Source organism: Empedobacter sp. UBA5924 (assembly GCF_002431085.1).
GTDB lineage: Bacteria > Bacteroidota > Bacteroidia > Flavobacteriales > Weeksellaceae > Empedobacter > Empedobacter falsenii_B.
The window spans coordinates 39311-58009 of the sequence record NZ_DJDM01000024.1; the positions used below are offsets into that span (position 1 = coordinate 39311).

The 18699-nt window shown below is 32.2% G+C and carries 20 protein-coding genes; all 20 read left to right on the plus strand.

Annotated elements, in window-relative coordinates:
• The first annotated feature begins 11 nt into the window (after positions 1–11).
• The 20 genes from rpsE (at position 12) to B3792_RS06720 (ending at position 18667) form a co-directional block, all read left to right on the plus strand.
• Positions 12–533, plus strand: coding sequence for a 30S ribosomal protein S5 (rpsE, locus tag B3792_RS06625; RefSeq protein WP_114999014.1), 522 nt, complete (start codon positions 12–14; stop codon positions 531–533).
• A gap of 11 nt (positions 534–544) precedes the next feature.
• A complete protein-coding gene (gene rpmD, locus B3792_RS06630) occupies positions 545–724 on the plus strand; it encodes a 50S ribosomal protein L30 (protein ID WP_038335538.1) in 180 nt (59 codons plus the stop codon).
• Positions 725–754: 30 nt separating this feature from the next.
• Positions 755–1210 (plus strand): 50S ribosomal protein L15, encoded by a 456-nt coding sequence (gene rplO, locus B3792_RS06635; RefSeq protein WP_291069188.1) that lies wholly within the window; start codon positions 755–757, stop codon positions 1208–1210.
• A 15-nt stretch (positions 1211–1225) separates the two neighbouring features.
• Positions 1226–2596: a preprotein translocase subunit SecY gene (gene secY, locus B3792_RS06640; protein ID WP_038335544.1), complete on the plus strand. Its 1371-nt coding sequence runs from the start codon at positions 1226–1228 to the stop codon at positions 2594–2596.
• Positions 2597–2618: 22 nt separating this feature from the next.
• Positions 2619–2834, plus strand: a complete 216-nt coding sequence (gene infA, locus B3792_RS06645) for a translation initiation factor IF-1 (protein WP_019974180.1) — start codon at positions 2619–2621, stop codon at positions 2832–2834.
• 75 nt (positions 2835–2909) lie between these two features.
• Entirely contained in the window at positions 2910–3026 is a 117-nt protein-coding gene (gene ykgO / locus B3792_RS06650; protein ID WP_013598490.1) for a type B 50S ribosomal protein L36, read from the plus strand.
• Positions 3027–3038: 12 nt separating this feature from the next.
• Entirely contained in the window at positions 3039–3416 is a 378-nt protein-coding gene (gene rpsM / locus B3792_RS06655) for a 30S ribosomal protein S13 (RefSeq protein WP_038335547.1), read from the plus strand.
• Positions 3417–3427: 11 nt separating this feature from the next.
• Positions 3428–3817 (plus strand): 30S ribosomal protein S11, encoded by a 390-nt coding sequence (gene rpsK / locus B3792_RS06660; RefSeq protein WP_019974178.1) that lies wholly within the window; start codon positions 3428–3430, stop codon positions 3815–3817.
• 47 nt (positions 3818–3864) lie between these two features.
• On the plus strand, positions 3865–4467 hold the full coding sequence (gene rpsD, locus B3792_RS06665) for a 30S ribosomal protein S4 (RefSeq protein WP_114999018.1): 603 nt from the start codon (positions 3865–3867) through the stop codon (positions 4465–4467).
• A gap of 22 nt (positions 4468–4489) precedes the next feature.
• A complete protein-coding gene (locus tag B3792_RS06670) occupies positions 4490–5482 on the plus strand; it encodes a DNA-directed RNA polymerase subunit alpha (protein ID WP_038335552.1) in 993 nt (330 codons plus the stop codon).
• Positions 5483–5494: 12 nt separating this feature from the next.
• The gene (gene rplQ / locus B3792_RS06675) at positions 5495–5968 is read left to right on the plus strand and encodes a 50S ribosomal protein L17 (RefSeq protein WP_038335555.1); all 474 of its coding nucleotides are present in this window, start codon (positions 5495–5497) and stop codon (positions 5966–5968) included.
• 229 nt (positions 5969–6197) lie between these two features.
• Entirely contained in the window at positions 6198–7268 is a 1071-nt protein-coding gene (locus B3792_RS06680; protein ID WP_260509516.1) for a DUF6263 family protein, read from the plus strand.
• A gap of 1 nt (position 7269) precedes the next feature.
• Positions 7270–7527, plus strand: coding sequence for a hypothetical protein (locus tag B3792_RS06685; RefSeq protein WP_125349691.1), 258 nt, complete (start codon positions 7270–7272; stop codon positions 7525–7527).
• Positions 7517–10162, plus strand: coding sequence for a YfhO family protein (locus B3792_RS06690; protein WP_280049167.1), 2646 nt, complete (start codon positions 7517–7519; stop codon positions 10160–10162). Before B3792_RS06685 ends, B3792_RS06690 begins: the two co-directional genes overlap by 11 nt.
• A gap of 7 nt (positions 10163–10169) precedes the next feature.
• Positions 10170–11471 carry a glycosyl transferase family 1 gene (locus B3792_RS06695; protein WP_291069192.1) on the plus strand — a complete coding sequence of 434 codons (1302 nt, stop codon included), beginning with the start codon at positions 10170–10172 and terminating at the stop codon, positions 11469–11471.
• Between the two features lie 59 nt (positions 11472–11530).
• On the plus strand, positions 11531–12376 hold the full coding sequence (locus B3792_RS06700; protein WP_291069194.1) for a GLPGLI family protein: 846 nt from the start codon (positions 11531–11533) through the stop codon (positions 12374–12376).
• A gap of 166 nt (positions 12377–12542) precedes the next feature.
• Positions 12543–12758, plus strand: a complete 216-nt coding sequence (locus B3792_RS06705; RefSeq protein WP_291069196.1) for a hypothetical protein — start codon at positions 12543–12545, stop codon at positions 12756–12758.
• Between the two features lie 55 nt (positions 12759–12813).
• Complete coding sequence (locus tag B3792_RS06710) at positions 12814–13635, plus strand: GLPGLI family protein (RefSeq protein ID WP_185144170.1); 822 nt, start codon at positions 12814–12816, stop codon at positions 13633–13635.
• The gene (locus tag B3792_RS06715; RefSeq protein ID WP_291069198.1) at positions 13632–16259 is read left to right on the plus strand and encodes a carboxypeptidase regulatory-like domain-containing protein; all 2628 of its coding nucleotides are present in this window, start codon (positions 13632–13634) and stop codon (positions 16257–16259) included. Before B3792_RS06710 ends, B3792_RS06715 begins: the two co-directional genes overlap by 4 nt.
• A 143-nt stretch (positions 16260–16402) precedes the next feature.
• Positions 16403–18667, plus strand: a complete 2265-nt coding sequence (locus B3792_RS06720) for an NADP-dependent malic enzyme (protein ID WP_291049321.1) — start codon at positions 16403–16405, stop codon at positions 18665–18667.
• The last annotated feature ends 32 nt before the right edge of the window (positions 18668–18699 follow it).

Below are 18699 nucleotides of genomic sequence, written 5' to 3' on the forward strand. Positions count from 1 at the left end.
AGAAAGAAATTATGTTAGGATTTAAAAACGTAGAAAGAGTAAAACCAACAGGTTTAGATTTAAAAGATCGTTTAGTTGGAGTACAACGTGTTACTAAAGTAACAAAAGGAGGTAGAGCATTTGGTTTCTCTGCAATCGTAGTAGTAGGTGACGGAAACGGAGTAGTAGGTTACGGATTAGGGAAATCTAAAGATGTAGCTTCTGCAATCGCTAAAGCTATCGAAGACGCTAAGAAAAACTTAGTACGTATCCCATTATTTAACAACACAATTCCTCACGAACAAGAAGCTCGTTTCGGTGGTGCGCAAGTATTCATCCGTCCAGCATCTAAAGGTACAGGGGTAATTGCAGGTGGTACAGTACGTGCGGTATTAGAATCAGTTGGTGTACATGATGTATTATCAAAATCAAAAGGTTCTTCTAACCCTCATAACGCAGTAAAAGCTACATTCCGCGCTTTATTAAGCTTACGTTCTGTAGAGACTATTGCTCGTCAAAGAGGTATTTCTGTAACTAAAGTATTCAACGGTTAAAAAAAAGTAAAATGAGCAAAGTAAGAGTAAAACAAACACGTAGTGCAATCAACCGTGATAAATCTCAAAAAGCTACATTAGTTGCTTTAGGTTTAAAAAAGTTGAATCAAGTTGTTGAGCACGAATCAACTCCTCAAATTGAAGGAATGATCCGTAAAATCTCACACTTAGTAGTAGTAGAAAGAGCTTAATCGCTTTTAACCTTTTAAAAATTATTAAAAATGAATTTAAGTAATTTAAAACCAGCTGCTGGTTCAGTACAAAATAAATTCCGTAAAGGTAGAGGTGAAGGTAGTGGAAACGGTTTGACAGCAGGTCGTGGACACAAAGGTGCTAAATCTCGTTCTGGTTATTCAAGAAAAATCGGTTTCGAAGGTGGACAAATGCCTTTACAAAGACGTTTACCTAAATTTGGTTTCAAAAACATCAACAGAGTTGAGTACACAGGAATCAATTTAGATACAATTCAACAATTAGTTGATAACAACAAAATTACAGATACTTTAAATAAAGAAACATTAGTTCAGTTAGGATTAGCTCACAAAAATGACTTAGTGAAAATTTTAGGTCGCGGAGAGTTAAAAGCTGCTGTTAATGTAACTGCTGATAAATTCTCTCAATCAGCTCAAGAAGCTATTGTGAATGCAGGAGGTAAAGTAGAATTAGTTAACGCTTAAGAATATATTTTATAGATGAAAGGGTTTATACAGACCATAAAAAATATCTGGAGCATAAAAGAATTGAAGGATAAGTTACTTGTAACTATCCTTCTATTGTTGGTTTATAGATTCGGTTCTCATATTCCACTTCCAGGTGTCGATATTAACGAGGTTAATCGTTTTGTTGCAGACCAAGAAAATGCAAATTCAGGAATTTTAGGATTATTAAACTCTTTTACCGGAGGTTCTTTTAAGAGAGCTTCCGTATTTGCGTTAGGAATTATGCCTTATATCTCTGCTTCGATTGTTATACAATTGATGGGATTAGCAGTACCTTACATCCAAAAACTACAAAAAGAAGGAGAAAGCGGACGTAACAAAGTAAACCAAATTACGAGATGGTTAACAATCGGGATTTGTTTGGTGCAAGCACCAGCATACCTTACATTAGTAACTTCTCAAATTTTACCTTACGATCCAACTTCATCATATGCTATCTATGTAATTCCTCCAACCAACTTTTGGTTCTGGTTCCCTTCAACAATCATTTTGATTACAGGGACAATCTTTGCCATGTGGATGGGAGAAAAAATTACTGACAAAGGTATAGGTAACGGTATTTCAATCTTAATTATGGTTGGTATCCTAGCCGACTTACCAAAAGCAATATTTAATGCATTTGAAGTTGACCCTTCAAACGGTATTTTCTTCTTGATAGAAATGTTAGGGTTAATCCTAGTTATTGCAATGTGTATTATGATTGTTGCAGCGGTGCGTAAAGTACCAGTACAATATGTAAGAAGAGCGCAAACTTCAAGTAGTTCATATATGAGATCAGTTACAGACTCTGTACGTTCATATATTCCACTTAAAGTAAATGCAGCAGGTGTAATGCCTATTATCTTCGCACAAGCAATTATGTTTTTACCAGGAACATTGGCAAACTATTTCTTAGACGAAGGAAGTCCAGTAAAAGCATTCTTCGCGAAAATGGCAGATCCATTTACGTGGGAATACAATTTGATCTTCGGATTACTAATTATTATCTTCACATATTTCTATACTGCAATCACAATCCCAGTAAACCAAATGGCAGAAGATCTTAAACGTAACGGAGGAATCATCCCTGGAATCCGTCCTGGAAAAGAAACTGCAAATTTTTTAGACGAAATTTTATCAAAAATTACGTTACCTGGAGCAATTTTACTAACTTTGCTTGCTGTTTTGCCAGCGATTGTAAAATTATTAGGTGTAGAACAGAGCTTAGCAATGTTCTTTGGAGGTACATCAATGTTAATTATGGTGGGAGTTATCTTAGATACTGTACAACAAATTAATACATATTTATTAAATCACCGTTACGATGGTTTAATGTCTTCAGGTAGAACTTCAAGAGATATCTAATAAGATTTTATTAAAAAGATTTATGGCTAAACAAAAACATATTGAACAAGACGGTACGATTACAGAAGCATTATCAAATGCAATGTTCCGTGTCGAATTAGAAAATGGACATGTTGTAACATGTAACATATCTGGTAAAATGCGTATGCACTATATCAAATTATTACCAGGTGATAGAGTTAAAATAGAGATGTCTCCTTACGATTTAACGAAAGGTAGAATATCTTACAGATACTAAAAGAAATAATAACGACTGGTGGTAGAGTTAATGTAGATACGTTAACTCTATCGGATTATAAATAAATTTACAAAGATGAAAATTAGAGCATCCATTAAAAAGAGAAGTGCTGACTGTAAAATTGTGCGTCGTAAAGGACGTTTGTATGTGATCAACAAAAAGAATCCTAAGTTTAAACAAAGACAAGGTTAATTATTTAGAATTATGGCAAGAATTTCAGGTGTAGATTTACCTAAAAACAAAAGAGGGGTAATCGGACTTACATACATTTACGGGATCGGAAGAAGCAGTGCTTCTAAAATCTTAGCTGAAAATAACATTTCAGAAGATACAAAAGTTAGCGAATGGACTGATGAAGAAATCAACGCAATCCGTGCATCGATCAATGAAACTTTCAAAGTAGAAGGTGAATTAAGATCAGAAATCCAATTAAACATCAAACGTTTAATGGATATCGGATGTCAAAGAGGTATTCGTCACAGATTAGGTTTACCATTACGTGGTCAAAGAACAAAAAATAACTCACGTACAAGAAAAGGTAAAAAGAAAACAGTTGCTAACAAGAAAAAAGCCACTAAATAATAAATAGGATCATGGCAAAAAATCAGAAAGTAGTAAAGAAAAGAAAAGTAGTTATTGAAGCTACTGGACAAGCTCATATTCAAGCATCGTTTAACAACGTTATCGTTACTTTAACAAACAAAAACGGTGAAGTTATCTCTTGGTCTTCAGCAGGTAAAATGGGATTCCGTGGATCTAAAAAGAACACTCCTTACGCTGCTCAAGTAGCTGCTCAAGATGCAACAACAGTTGCATACGAAGCAGGATTAAGAAGAGTAAAAGTATTCGTGAAAGGACCAGGTCAAGGTCGTGAATCTGCTATTAGAACAATTCATAACGGTGGTATCGAGGTTTCTGAAATCGTTGATGTTACTCCATTACCACACAATGGATGTCGTCCACCTAAAAAGAGAAGAGTATAATCATTTTTCTCAATTTAATTATTTAATATATTTAATAGTAACAAATCATGGCAAGATATACAGGACCAAAAACTAAAATTGCAAGAAAATTTGGACAACCAATTTTCGGTGACGATAAATCTTTTGAGAAAAAGAAATATCCTCCAGGGCAACACGGACCTAACAAAAGAAGAGCTAAAAAATCAGAATACGCTATTCAGTTAACTGAAAAACAAAAAGCAAAATATACTTACGGTATTTTAGAGCGTCAATTTGCTAACTTATACAAAAAAGCAAATGCTTCTAAAGGAATTACAGGTGAAGTATTATTACAATTATGTGAATCTCGTTTAGATAACGTAGTTTACCGTTTAGGTATCGCAAACTCACGTAGTGCTGCACGTCAATTAGTATCTCACAAACACGTAACTGTAAACGGAGAAATCGTGAACATCCCTTCTTACCAATTAAAAGCTGGTGATGTAATCGCTGTTAGAGAAAAATCTAAATCTTTAACTGCAATCACAAACTCTTTACACGCACGTAGCGAGTACGATTGGTTAATTTGGAACGACGAACAAAAATCAGGAACTTTCACAAAAGCTCCAGAAAGAGTTCAAATTCCAGAAGATATTAAAGAGCAATTAATCGTCGAGTTATATTCTAAATAAACCTTAAAATCAGACTAATAAAATGACTATTTTAAATTTCATCAAACCTGACAAAGTAATCTTAGTAGAGTCTGACTCTAAATTCGGACAATTCGAGTTCCGTCCATTAGAGCCAGGATACGGGATTACAGTTGGAAATGCTCTACGTAGAGTGTTACTTTCTTCATTAGAAGGATATGCGATCACTTCAATCAAAATTGAAGGAGTTGAGCACGAATTTTCAACTATTCCAGGAGTAGTGGAAGATGTTACAGAGATCATTTTAAATCTGAAAAAGGTTCGTTTTAAGAAACAAATTGATGAATCAGATGCTGAAACTGTAACTGCTACTATCTCAGGGCAAGATCAATTAACAGCAGGTGATTTAGGGAAATTTATTTCTGGATTCCAAGTTTTAAACCCTGAATTAGTTATCGCTAACTTAGACGCTAAAGTAAACGTAACAATTACATTTACAATCGAAAAAGGTAGAGGATACGTACCAGCTGATGAGAATAAAAAGGCTTCTGCGCCAATCGGTACTATAGCAATTGACTCAATTTACACTCCAATTAAGAATGTAAAATACGCAATTGAAAACTATCGTGTAGAACAAAAAACTGACTACGAAAAATTAGTTTTTGAAATTACAACAGATGGTTCTATAACACCTCAAGATGCTTTAACTGAAGCAGCTAAAATCTTAATTCACCACTTTATGTTATTCTCAGATGAGAGAATTACATTAGAAGCGGAAGAAGTTGCATCTGGTGAAACTTATGATGAAGAAGCATTACATATGCGCCAATTATTGAAAACAAAATTGGTAGATATGGATTTATCAGTAAGAGCATTAAATTGTTTAAAAGCAGCTGAAGTTGAAACATTAGGCGAATTAGTTTCTTTCGCTAAGTCTGACTTAATGAAATTCAGAAACTTTGGTAAGAAATCTCTTACAGAGTTAGAAGAATTGGTGGACAGCAAAGGTCTTAACTTTGGAATGGACATCGTAAAATATAAGTTAGACGTAGAATAATTTTATTAAAAAATGAGACACGGAAAAAAATTTAACCATTTAGGTAGAACTGCCTCTCATAGAAGAGCTTTATTATCTAATTTAGCTATAGCGTTGATTACTCACAAGAGAATTAACACAACAGTAGCAAAGGCTAAAGCATTACAAACATATGTTGAGCCTTTATTGACAAAGTCTAAAACAGACGATACTAACAACCGTCGCGTTGTATTTTCATACTTACAAGATAAAGAAGCTGTAACTGAATTATTCAGAACTGTAGCTCCTAAAATTGCAAATCGCCCAGGAGGATACACTCGTATCATCAAAACTGGATTCCGTTTAGGTGACGGTGCTGATACTGCAATGATCGAGTTAGTAGATTTCAATGATATCTACACTAACGCGAAAGTAGAGAAAAAAGCAACTACACGTCGTAGTAAAAAAAGTACTAAAACAGAAGAAGCTGCACCAGCTGCTGAAACTGAAAGTACAGAAGAAGCATAATCTATTCGATTATATAGTAAAAGCCTCCCAATTTGGGAGGCTTTTTTTGTATTTATTAATTATGACAATTTGTAATACTTTATAATTTTCTAGATTGACAATAAATTCTTTTCAATCATCTAATTTTCTAGATATGATTGTTTTAAAATCTTAATGTTAAAAAATCAACTAAAATCCTTATTTTTGGATTGATTTTGGCAATAAACCAACTATCAAACATAAAATTGATATGAAAAAATTACTATTCATGATGGCTGTCGCAATGGCAGTTGTTTCATGTAAAAAAGATGATAAAGTCGTAGGAAAAGATAAAGACGGAAAAGAATTAATTGTGAATGAAAAAGGTGATACAGTTGCCAAAACGGAAACAACAGATTCTTTGAATGTTGCTGAAACGCTTGCTGAACCAGAAGTTGTAGCAATAACAAAAGGTGCAGATGACAAATATGCTTACAAATACAATTTGGAGATAGGAAAGACTTATCCAATGACGTTGGGAATCAAAACAACTCACACGGCTTCGGATGGGAAACAATCTCAAAAAATGTCAAGCGAAAGTAAAAAACAAATTGATTATACGGTAAAAGATTTCAAAGATGGTGTGTATACATTAGAAGTGAAATCTAAACAATATAGCGAGAAAATGACAGATCCTTCGGGAAAATCAATTTCGTATGACACAAATGCTGCGAAACCAGCGAACAAAGATATTGCGGTTTCTTGGTCGATTTACAAAGCTATGACAGGAAAAACGTATACAATGAAAGTTGATCAGAAAGGAAAAGTTGTAAGCGTTGATGGATTAGATGAAATTAAAAAATCAATTTTAAATTCTGTAAAAACTCAAGTAAGTGCAGAAGAATTTAAATTCTTTACACAGATTATCGACAATTCATTAAACAAACAAGCAATTTCTTCTCAATTTGAAGAAACGATGAATATTTTTCCTAACAAAACTTTAGCGCTTAAAGAATCTTGGAGCGATAGTCAAAAAATTGATCAAGGTCCAATGAAAGGAAATATTTCGATGAAGAGAACTTTAGCAAGTGTTGAGCCTGCAAATACGACAATTACTGTAAATGGAACGCAAAGTTTGAAAGGTAATGAGTCGCAGCAAGGTGTTACAATGTCTGCGAATAGTAGTGCGAATGTAGATGGAAAAATTTTGTTGGATACAAAATCTGGTTGGATCAACAAAGTTAATTTAACGAAAAAGGAAACATTAAAACGTACAGTAGAAGCGCAAGGTCAAAAACAAACGATGACTGAGTCGGTTACAACTGTCACAACAGTTAACTAAAATGAAAACAATTATTTGGATTATAATTTTAAGTATTATTTTCTTAACGATTTTTAGATTTTTAAGAAAAGTATTTGCAGTGAAAAAGGTTTTTCAAGAAGCAATTAATCAGCAAAGAAATGCTTATAATCAGAGCCAAAACTCAAATGATTCGTACAACGAATCGAAACCAAACACATCTTTCGACAAACCGAAATATAATATAGACGCCGAAACGGTGGATTACGAAATAATCGAAGAAAAAAAGGATGAAAAATAAAAAGAATTTACTCTACGTTCTTATCTCATTGCTGCTTTTTGCAGTGATTGCATTGGTGTATTGTTCACCAGTTTTATCGGGAAAATCTGTTATTCAGCCTGATATTATCAACTACAAGGGTAGTGCGCAAGAAATGTTGACGTATCAAGACAAAACAGGAGAAAATGTCTATTGGTCTGATGCGATGTTTGGTGGAATGCCAACCTATCAAACTGGTGCGAAATATAGTTTTGATATCATCAAAACCATTGATGGCGCATTCAGATTTTTACCGCGTCCAGCAGATTACATTTTCTTGTTGTTTACAGGATTTTTTATTCTTGGCTTAACGCTTTTCAAAAAGTGGCAATATGCTTTAGTCGGTGCAATTTTCTTTGCATTTGGTTCGTATTATTTCGAATTAATTGCAGCCGGACATAACGGAAAGCTACATACAATTGGGTATTTCGCGCCTTTGGTTGCTGGAATTCTTCTATTGTATCGCAAAAAATACATTGCAGGTTTTGTACTCACAACCTTGTTTATGGGATTGCAATTACAAGCCAATCACATTCAAATGACGTTCTATTTGTTTTTAGCGTTGTTGGTTTTTGCAATTGTTCAATTTATTGATAGTTTAAAGAAAAAAGAATTACCAGATTTCTTAAAATCATCTGCATTAGTAGTTGTCGCTGTAATTATTGCAGCAGGATTGAATGCAAATCGATTATTGTCAACTTACGAATATAGTAAAGAAACGACTCGTGGGAAATCTGAGATGACCTTGTTGAAAAAGAATTCGAACGGATTAGATCACGATTATATCACACAATGGAGTTATGGAAAATTAGAAACATTAAATCTTTTTATTCCAAATTTGATGGGGGGTGGTTCGCAAACGAATCCAGAAGATTTAAAGAATTATACATCAGAATTACAAAATACTCAATATAGTCTTGGTGAAGACGAGTTCAATCAGCAAGTTTTTCAAGCTGTGGCAAGTCAACCGAGAAGTGCATATTGGGGAGATCAGCCAGGAACTTCTGGTCCAGCTTATCAGGGAGCTGTAGTCGTTTTCTTGTTTATTATCGGAATGTTTATGGTACGTGGAAAATACGCGACCTATAAAAAATGGTTAGTTGGAGCAACGATTCTAAGTTTCATTTTGGCATGGGGTAAAAATTTACCATTCGTTACGAACTTATTTATTGATTATTTCCCGATGTATGATAAGTTTCGCGCTGTATCATCAATCTTGGTAATTGCCGAATTTACAATGCCTTTCTTAGCAATTTTGACTTTATATTATTTCTTTAATTCTGACGAATCAGATGAATTCAAAAAGAAAGTACTTTATATAGCTGGTGGTTCTACAGTTGGAATTTTAATTATATTCTTCTTATTCGGTGGAATGATTTTTCCATTTACATCAGAGAATGAAAAATTAATGACTGAACAATTAATCGGACAAATTCAGCAAGCAAATCCAAATGCAATCGGACTTTGGGATGGATTGATAAAACGATTAGATGAAGCATTAATTCAAGATAGAATTGCAATGTTTAAAGCGGATACAGTTCGCACATTGATTTTTGTTTTGTTCACAATGGCTTTGTTGTTGGCTTATTTATTCAAGTTTATCAAAAAACCAATTATCGTCATTTTAGCGATTGGTGCATTGGCTTTTATTGATGGATTTACGGTGAATAAAAGATATTTGAACGAAGATAATTTTGTATCTAAATACATTGTTGATAATCCTTTCCCAACGGAAATGTCGCCTCGTTTACAAACCGAAGCTCAGAACAACAATAATGTAGCACAAATTGCTTACAAAGTTCCGTTGAATAATTTATTATCGAACATATCAAAACAAGATAAATCACATTTCCGTGTTTACAATACGGTTTTGAGTACATTTAACGAAGCTGGAACTTCATATTTTGTTCCTTCGATTGGTGGTTATCATGCAGCGAAATTAGGGAAATACCAAGATGTTGTGGATATCTATTTTTCTCAAGATCCACAATTGAAAAAATACGGAATCAAAGATGAAACAGGTTTGATTAATGTATTGAATATGATGAATACGAAATACATTATTCATGGAAGTCCAACGGAACCCCAAGTACAGCAAAATCCTACAGCTTTTGGAAGTGCGTGGTTGGCTTCAAATATCAAATGGACAGAAAATGCAAATGATGAAATCTTAGCGATAAATTCTACACCAATTAATAACACTGTAATTTTACGTAAAGATTTGGTTGAGAATAAAAACATGAATGTTTCGGCAGATACTAATGCGAAAATTGAATTGGTTGATTATTCACCAATGAAGATGACGTATAAATCTTCTTCTAATACAGATCAAATTGCTGTTTTCTCAGAAGTTTATTATCCACATGGATGGACTGCAACAGTTGATGGAAAGGAAGTTCCGATCGAAAAAGCGAATTACGTATTGCGTGCAGTTCCTGTACAAAAGGGAAATCATACAATCGTGATGGAATTTAAACCACAAGTTATTTCTACTGGAAATATGATTGTGATAGTTTCGAATATTTTACTTTTAATCGTTGTGGCTGGAGGTATTTATTTGGGATATAAAAAATGTTCTATAAAAGAGAATTTAAACTTAGTCGCTGAAAAGGCTTAATTTTGGAATGAAAAAAATATTAATCATCACCTATTACTGGCCTCCTGCGGGAGGTCCTGGTGTTCAAAGATGGTTGAAATTCACAAAATATCTTCCTGAATTTGGATATGAAACCTATGTTTATATTCCAGAAAATCCTTCTTATCCAATTCTCGATGAAACTTTAGCCAAGGACATTAATCCAAAAGTTAAAATCATCAAGAATAAAATTTGGGAACCTTATCAGTTAGCAGAAAAACTGAATCCAAAGAATAAAGCTTATAAAGGTGGACATTTCGAAAAGAAAGAAAATCAATCTTTCATGTCGAGATTGTCAGTTTTTGTGCGTGGAAATTTCTTTATTCCAGATGCGCGCAAGTTTTGGGTAAATCCTTCTGCAGAATATTTAAAAGACTTTTTACAAAAAGAAAATATCGATACGATTGTAACTTCTGGTCCGCCTCATAGCTTACATTTAATCGGTTTGAAATTGAAAAAACAATTACCAAATCTCAAATGGTTGGCAGATTTTCGTGATCCATGGACTCAAATTAGTTATCACAAAGAATTGAAATTAACTTTTTGGGCTGCAAAAAAACACGAAGATTTAGAGCGTGAAGTAATGCAAAAAGCAGATGTTGTTTTAGCAACAAGTTATGCTGATGGAGAAAATTTCAAGAAGATTGGTGCAAAACATGTAGAAGTAATTACAAATGGTTTTGAAGAAGTAAAACAACAAACAGAAAAAGATCAAAATCACTTTCATTTGACGTATTCTGGAGGTTTGGAAATGCTTCGAAATCCAATCGCTTTGTGGAAAGCTTTAGCTGAAATTAGCAACGAAAATCAATCGTTTCGAGAAGATTTTAAACTTAATTTTTATGGTTCTTTAGCTGATGACGTCAAACAAACAGTGATTGATGCAGGTTTAGAGAAAAACTTGGTTGCACATGGTTACGTTTCACATCAAGAGTCATTGAACGCTATTAATACAGCAAATGTTTTGATTTTGACCAACTTTGATAATGTTGCATCTAAAGGAATTATTCCTGGAAAGTTATTTGAATATATGGCGACTGGAAATCCTATTTTAGCAGTTGGTCCAGCAGATGCTGATGTTCAAAAAATACTGCATAAAACGAAAGCTGGCGATTATTTTAGCCATCAAGATGTTACTGAAATAAAATCTTTCATCCTTTCTATTTATAACCAATGGTTAAGAAATCCTCTTCAAAAATTTGAAACAAACGAAGACGAAGTTCAACAATTCAACCGTAAAAACTTAACTAAAAAGTTGGTTGACGTGGTAAATAATTTAAAAATAAATTAATACTATATTTGTAGAATAAAAATATTTATAGTAATTTCATCATAATTAACAACCTTATAATGAAATTACTATACTATTTTATCATTTTTATTGGTTGCATTGTATATGCACAGCCACAAATAAAAACTGACGCGACATTCAATTCTTCTAATTACTCCCAAACAAATTTCGAGTTATCTGATTACAATATAACTTACGATTACAAAGTTGTTCGTAATATAAAAAACCCGGAAAAAGCGAAAGCTGGTTTAGCACTTCTACAAATTGGTAAACGTTACAATAAATTCGTCGATTACAATAGAATTGGATCAGATTCTATAGACGAAAAACATAGTCATTTGGGAACAGTTAATGCAAATGATATTAATATTAGTATGGCTCAACGTTTCAAATCTGCCTTTAGATATCAAATTATTATCGATAAAGAAAAAGATCAATTGACTTTTGCAGATAAAATTTATCACGATTCATTTTTTTATAAAGAAACGTTACCAAAATTGGATTGGAAACTACTGAATGACACCAAACAAATCTTGAATTATACTGCAAAAAAAGCGACTGTAAACTACGGTGGTAGAAAATGGACGGCTTGGTACACTGACGAAATCCCAATGAATGCTGGTCCGTATAAATTTTATGGTTTGCCTGGTCTTATTTTAGAGATTTATGATGATAAAGAACATTATCATTTTACAGCAAACGCTAGCAACCAAAATCCTAAACAAATCTATTTAGCACAAGGTGAAAAAACACCTATAAAAGTTAAGAAAACAGAATTCTATAAAGCTGAAAAAGATTATCATGAAAATGCAGCTGAAAGGTTAAAAGGAGTTGCACTTGACGAAAATAAGAAAGCTATAACCAATTTTGGTGGAATGCCTTATAACCCTATTGAATTAGAATAAACCAAATATTAAATTATTTGTTTTTATATACTTAAGTTGCAAAAAGATTTGTGTATTATTATTATTATTATTATTATTATTGATGTAATTAACGTTAATGAGGCAATTGTAGGTTGCAAACTATGATTGATTATTAAAAAACTAAATTACTTAAAAAATGAAAAAAATGTTATTAACAAGTGCTTTTGCACTTATCGGAACTTTTGCAATGGCAAATGAAACAGAAACTGAAGATAAACAAGATGTAACTTCAGTAGAATGCTGGGATGTATCTGTTGAAAGATGTGGAGTTGGATTTGTATATGAAGATTGTGGTCCTTTAGGAGATGTTATAGATTTTGCTGTAGAACTTTATGAAGAAATGGAAGTTTATTGTAATTAAATAATAAGAGGTATAGCATTAAACTTAGTTAATGCTATACTTTATAAATAGAGTTATGAAAAAAATATTCATATTATTTATTTTATCCTCTTTTTTTATTCAAGCACAAACATATAAAGTTGTATATGACGTGAAATTTGTAACTGATTCTGTAAAAAAAGAAGTAAAATATGAAGAAATGGATTTGTATATTGCAAAAGATAGTACAATTTATATAAGTCCAAAAAAGGTAAACTACGATAATTATCTTCAAGGATTAAATGCTAAAAATACTCAAGAATTTATAACAAATAACACACTAAATATAGCTGCTATAAAAGAAAAATACCCATCCCCAATCATTAATCATACTATAATAAGAAATAATGGAACAAATAAAATATTAAGTAAAGTAAATAGAAATATTTACCTATTAAATCAGCCTATTGAGGAAATAAATTGGAAAATAGAAAATGAGCAAAAAACTCAGCTGGATTTAATTATAAAAAAAGCAACAACAACATATTTAGGGCGAAAATGGACAGCTTGGTACACAGAAGAAATACCAAACAGTGTTGGTCCATACAAATTTGGAGGATTACCAGGGCTTATTTTAGAAATCTATGATGACAATAATTATTTCCATTTTTCTGCAATTGAGATTAATCAAAATAATACAAAACCTGATTTAACAAAAGATTTTACAAAATCAAAAAAAGTGAATTTAGAGGATTACAAAAAAATATATGAAAATAGGGGAGTTGAAATTATACAAAACTTAAAAAGTCTTAATATAACAAGCTCTAATATTTCACCAGCTGAAATGGAAAAAAAGATAGATAATAAATTAAAAAGCGAAAATGTTTTTTTAGAAAAAAGTAATCATATTAATTTTTGAAAGCCCAATTAACACTATTATTTGCTTTATTTTTTCACTTTATTTTTGCACAACTTACCATTTCTGGTGTTGTAAAAAATGAGGAAGGAAAACCTATATCTGGTGCTAACGTTACCATTTCACCAAGTACTTCGGACGAAACCTTGGCGTATTTTATTACAAAATCGGACGGTAAATATTCGATAAAAATAGATAATTCATCGCACGAAACTTATGAAATAAAAGTTCGTGCGATGAATTATGCTTTTACTTCAGATTTGGTAAACGAATCTTCCACAAACTTTGATTTCACTTTACAAGAAAAAGCTATCGAGTTAAAAGAAGTTAAATTAAAAGAATCTCCAATTCGCAAAAAAGGCGACACAATTGCCTATGATGTCAGTAATTTTAAAGATATAAAAGACCGTTCTATAGCAGATGTGATCAAAAAAATGCCTGGAATAGAAATAGAAGCTTCAGGTAGAATTTTATATCAAGGCGAACCAATTAATAAATATTACATCGAAGGAATGGATTTGTTGGGCGGAAAATATGCCTTAGCTAACGAAAATCTCTCAGCAGATGCAGTAGATAAAGTACAAATTTTAGAAAATCATCAGCCTATCAAGATTTTAGACAGTTTGGTTTATAGCTCTAAAGCCGCATTAAATATTAAACTAAAAAGCAAAATTACCTATTCTGGTAAAGCAGAAGTTGGTCTTGGCGCTTCACCATTGTTGTATCAGGCGAATATTACACCAATGTTGTTCACAAAAAAGCAACAAATGATAGGTTCTTATCAAGGAAATAATCGTGGAAATGATGTTTCTCGTCAATTAAAAACCTTAAGTCTTGAAGATTTTTTAAATGACTCTGAAAAATTTTCGAACGAAAGTTGGTTATCAATTGCAGGTGTACAAACTCCCAATTTTGATGGCGAACGTTGGTTAGATAATGCAATAAATATTGGTTCTTGGAATCATCTTTTTAAATTAAAAAAAGAGCTAGATTTACGAATTAACTTGTCTTATCACAACGATTTTCAAAAGCGATTCGGAGAAACAAACACACAATATTTTTTACCAACAGGTGATATATTTCTCAACGAAATCAAAAAAAATTATTTGCAAATAGAAAGTCTTAATCTAAAAGCAACATTATCTCAAAATAGTTCTAAAAATTATCTTGAAAATGTCTTGGAATTTAAAGGAGACTGGAACAGTTCGAGAGGAGATCTCAATCAAAATAATAATTTTATTACACAACGATTAACACAACCAAATCGGCAGTTTACCAATCAGTTTAATACAATCAAGAAAGTTGGTAAACAATTAATTACGTTGCGTTCTGTTATTGCATACAGAAATTATAACGAGAATTTAAGTGTTTCTCCTGGAGTTTTTACTGATTTTATAAACAACGGAAATGATTATCAAAATGTGTTTCAACAAATTAATTTTGAGAAATTTTCGACAAATAATTTCGCTGAATTTTCAAAAGGAATAAAAGCTTTAACGCTACAATCAAAAATTGGAATTAAGTACACCAATCATACAATGAAAAGTGATTTGTTAGCAGATAATCAACCAATAAATTCTACTTTTACTAACAATACACGCTGGTCAACTTTAAATCCGTATGTAGAAAATAACTTTTCGTACAGAAAGAATCGACTTAATTTTTCTTTTGGAATTCCTTTTCAGTGGTATAATTTAGAGAATAATTCTTTCGGAAATAAAACTTCATACAATCGTTTTTACATCGAACCAAAATTTAATATAGGTTTAGAATTTTCAAAATTCTGGAAAGTATCAACCTCGCATAATTTCTCTAATGATTTGGGGAGTTTAACACGTTTGCACGAAGGATTTATATTGTATCGATACAATTCTATTCAACAAAATGACGGAAATTTTAACGAAGTAAAAAAATGGATTTCTTCTTTACGTTTCGAGTATAAAAATCCGATAAAATCTAGGTTTATCAATTTTGGATATTCGTACAATTGGTCAGAAAATAACTTAATCTACAATTACAGCTATAATGCGGATGCAAGTACAGTTTTAGAAGCTTTGAACTTAAAAAATCATCAAAAAACACATTCTGTTAATGCTAAAATAAGTCAATATTTTTCTAAAATTAAGACAACATTTAATTTAGCTGGAGGTTATAATTTTACAACCTACGATCAATTATTAAATGATGATTTAATCGAAATTCACAATACCATTTTAACTTCTAATTTTGATGCATCTTTCAGATTATTAAGTTGGATGACTTTTGAATATAAATACGGTTTAACAAATTATAAAAATAAGTTTTCAAAGGAATCTGAATCACGTTCAATCACCAATCAAATCCACCAAATAGGATTACATTTTTTTCCTGTAGATCAGCATTATATAAAACTTAATTTTGATTTGTATGTTAATGATGATTCAAGATTAAATCCAAATTCAACTTTCGGAGATTTAATGTATCGTTATTCATTAAAAAAGAAGAAAATAGATTTTGAATTGTCTGCTTATAATCTTTTTAATGAAAAATATTTTTCTCAAAACAGTTTTTCTTCCAATTATGAACAACGATTTATCTATAAGTTGAGACCAACTCAAGTTATGTTTACCACTCGATTTAATTTTTAATTTATCAACCTCATAATTATTAACTTCAAAATTGTATAACTCGATAATTTATTTTAATAAAATATCAAAATCTAACATCTGTCATAAGTGGGTTGAATATATTTTACCTAAATTTATTTTGAAAAAATATAAACCACAGAGAAATGAATGACAATCGTAAGAAAGATGCATTGAATTACCATTCAATGGGTCAACCAGGAAAGATTGCAGTAGTGCCTACAAAACCTACGAATACACAACGTGATTTATCGCTTGCTTATTCACCAGGTGTTGCGGAGCCTTGTTTAGAGATTGAAAAAGATCCAGAAAATGCTTATAAGTACACAGCAAAAGGAAATCTGGTTGCAGTTATTAGTAACGGTACAGCCGTTTTAGGCTTGGGAGATATTGGTGCGGTAGCTTCAAAACCGGTGATGGAAGGTAAAGGTCTTCTATTCAAAATTTTTGCTGATATTGATGTTTTCGATATCGAATTGGATACAAAAAATGTTGATGAATTTATCAATACGGTAAAAGCTTTAGAGCCTACTTTTGGAGGAATTAATTTAGAGGATATTAAAGCGCCTGAGTGTTTCGAAATTGAGAAACGTTTGAAAGCTGAAATGAATATCCCAGTTATGCACGACGATCAACACGGAACAGCTATTATTTCTGGTGCAGCGTTGATTAATGCATGTGAATTACAAGGAAAAAATATTTCTAAAGTTAAAATTGTAGTAAACGGAGCTGGTGCTGCGGCAATTTCGTGTACAGGAATGTATATTTCTGTTGGTGCAACGAAAGAAAATATCGTGATGTTAGACAGTAAAGGCGTAATCCGTTCTGACCGTGATAATCTTGATCCTTCTAAGTCTGAATGGGCAACAGATCGTGATATTTCGACATTGGCAGATGCTGTTAAAGATGCAGATGTTTTTATCGGTTTATCGGCTGCAGATGTTTTATCAGCAGATATGTTGAATACAATGGCAGAAAACCCAATTGTGTTAGCAATGGCAAATCCAAATCCAGAGATTGCATACGATTTAGCAGTTGCGACGCGTCAAGATATTATTATGGGAACTGGGCGTTCTGATTATCCAAACCAGGTGAATAATGTACTGGGGTTTCCGTATATTTTTAGAGGAGCGTTAGATGTTCGTTCGACGACAATTAATGAGGAAATGAAAATTGCTGCTGTTCGAGCAATTGCAGAATTAGCAAAAGAACCAGTTCCTGAAGTTGTGACGCAAGCATACAATAATCATTCGATCAAATTTGGAAAAGATTATATAATTCCAAAACCTAATGATCCCCGTTTGTTACCAGAAGTTTCGGCTGCGGTTGCAAAAGCGGCGATCGAAACTGGTGTTGCTAAAAATATCATTACAGATTTCGAAGCATATAAATTGTCTTTGATTAAGCGAATCGGAAAAGAAAGTACGATTATGCGTAATTTGACACAAACGGCAAAATCAAATCCAAAACGTGTTGTTTTTGCTGAAGGAGATCGTTTCGAAATTCTTCGTGCAGCGCAAATTGTAAAGGAAGAAAAAATCGCTATTCCAATTATTTTAGGAAAGAAAAATAAAATTCAACAAATGATTAAAGATTATATGTTGGATTTGGAAGATGTTGAAATTGTTGATACAAATGCTGAAGAAGATTCGGATAGATACAATCAATTCGTTGATTTTATTTATTCGAAACGTCAACGAAAAGGAATCTCAAAATCTGATGCGAAAAAATTATTGAGAGATCGTAATTATTTTGGATCATGTATGGTTGAGTTTGGTTATGCAGATGCAATGATTTCGGGAATGACGAAAAATTATTCGCAAGCGATTCGTCCAGCTTTAGAATTAATTGGAGCGGAACAAGGTCAAAAAGTTGCGAGTATGTATATGATGTTGACAGAAAAAGGACCAGTTTTCTTAGGTGATACAACGGTTAATTTAGATCCAACTTCAGAGGATTTAGTTAACATTACATTGCAATTTAACGAAACAATTAAGAAATTTAAAATTGAACCAAAGATTGCATTATTATCTTATTCAAACTTCGGATCAAATAAAGGAGAAACGGTTTCTAAAGTTCAGAATGCAGTGAATTATCTACATCAAAATCATCCAGATGTTTTAGTTGATGGCGATATTCAGGCAAATTTTGCAGTAAACAGAGAGAAATTACAAAGTAATTTTCCATTTTCTAAATTAGCAGGAACGCATGCGAATACATTAGTTTTTCCAAATCTTGAATCAGCGAATATTTCGTATAAATTATTACAAGAATTAGGAAATATAGAAGCGGTTGGACCAATTTTGATCGGAATGAAAAAACCAATTCATTTGTTACAATTGGATAGTACTGTTCGCGAAATTGTGAATATGGTTACCATTGCTGTAATTGATGCACAACAACATCAGTAAAATATAAAATTTATAATACAAAAAATCCACTT

Excerpts from the sequence above, each read along its gene's own strand:
- rpsE (WP_114999014.1), top strand. The coding sequence starts at position 12 with ATGTTAGGATTTAAAAACGTAGAAAGAGTAAAACCAACAGGTTTAGAT.
- rpmD (WP_038335538.1), top strand. The coding sequence starts at position 545 with ATGAGCAAAGTAAGAGTAAAACAAACACGTAGTGCAATCAACCGTGAT.
- rplO (WP_291069188.1), top strand. The coding sequence starts at position 755 with ATGAATTTAAGTAATTTAAAACCAGCTGCTGGTTCAGTACAAAATAAA.
- secY (WP_038335544.1), top strand. The coding sequence starts at position 1,226 with ATGAAAGGGTTTATACAGACCATAAAAAATATCTGGAGCATAAAAGAA.
- infA (WP_019974180.1), top strand. The coding sequence starts at position 2,619 with ATGGCTAAACAAAAACATATTGAACAAGACGGTACGATTACAGAAGCA.
- ykgO (WP_013598490.1), top strand. The coding sequence starts at position 2,910 with ATGAAAATTAGAGCATCCATTAAAAAGAGAAGTGCTGACTGTAAAATT.
- rpsM (WP_038335547.1), top strand. The coding sequence starts at position 3,039 with ATGGCAAGAATTTCAGGTGTAGATTTACCTAAAAACAAAAGAGGGGTA.
- rpsK (WP_019974178.1), top strand. The coding sequence starts at position 3,428 with ATGGCAAAAAATCAGAAAGTAGTAAAGAAAAGAAAAGTAGTTATTGAA.
- rpsD (WP_114999018.1), top strand. The coding sequence starts at position 3,865 with ATGGCAAGATATACAGGACCAAAAACTAAAATTGCAAGAAAATTTGGA.
- B3792_RS06670 (WP_038335552.1), top strand. The coding sequence starts at position 4,490 with ATGACTATTTTAAATTTCATCAAACCTGACAAAGTAATCTTAGTAGAG.
- rplQ (WP_038335555.1), top strand. The coding sequence starts at position 5,495 with ATGAGACACGGAAAAAAATTTAACCATTTAGGTAGAACTGCCTCTCAT.
- B3792_RS06680 (WP_260509516.1), top strand. The coding sequence starts at position 6,198 with ATGAAAAAATTACTATTCATGATGGCTGTCGCAATGGCAGTTGTTTCA.
- B3792_RS06685 (WP_125349691.1), top strand. The coding sequence starts at position 7,270 with ATGAAAACAATTATTTGGATTATAATTTTAAGTATTATTTTCTTAACG.
- B3792_RS06690 (WP_280049167.1), top strand. The coding sequence starts at position 7,517 with ATGAAAAATAAAAAGAATTTACTCTACGTTCTTATCTCATTGCTGCTT.
- B3792_RS06695 (WP_291069192.1), top strand. The coding sequence starts at position 10,170 with ATGAAAAAAATATTAATCATCACCTATTACTGGCCTCCTGCGGGAGGT.
- B3792_RS06700 (WP_291069194.1), top strand. The coding sequence starts at position 11,531 with ATGAAATTACTATACTATTTTATCATTTTTATTGGTTGCATTGTATAT.
- B3792_RS06705 (WP_291069196.1), top strand. The coding sequence starts at position 12,543 with ATGTTATTAACAAGTGCTTTTGCACTTATCGGAACTTTTGCAATGGCA.
- B3792_RS06710 (WP_185144170.1), top strand. The coding sequence starts at position 12,814 with ATGAAAAAAATATTCATATTATTTATTTTATCCTCTTTTTTTATTCAA.
- B3792_RS06720 (WP_291049321.1), top strand. The coding sequence starts at position 16,403 with ATGAATGACAATCGTAAGAAAGATGCATTGAATTACCATTCAATGGGT.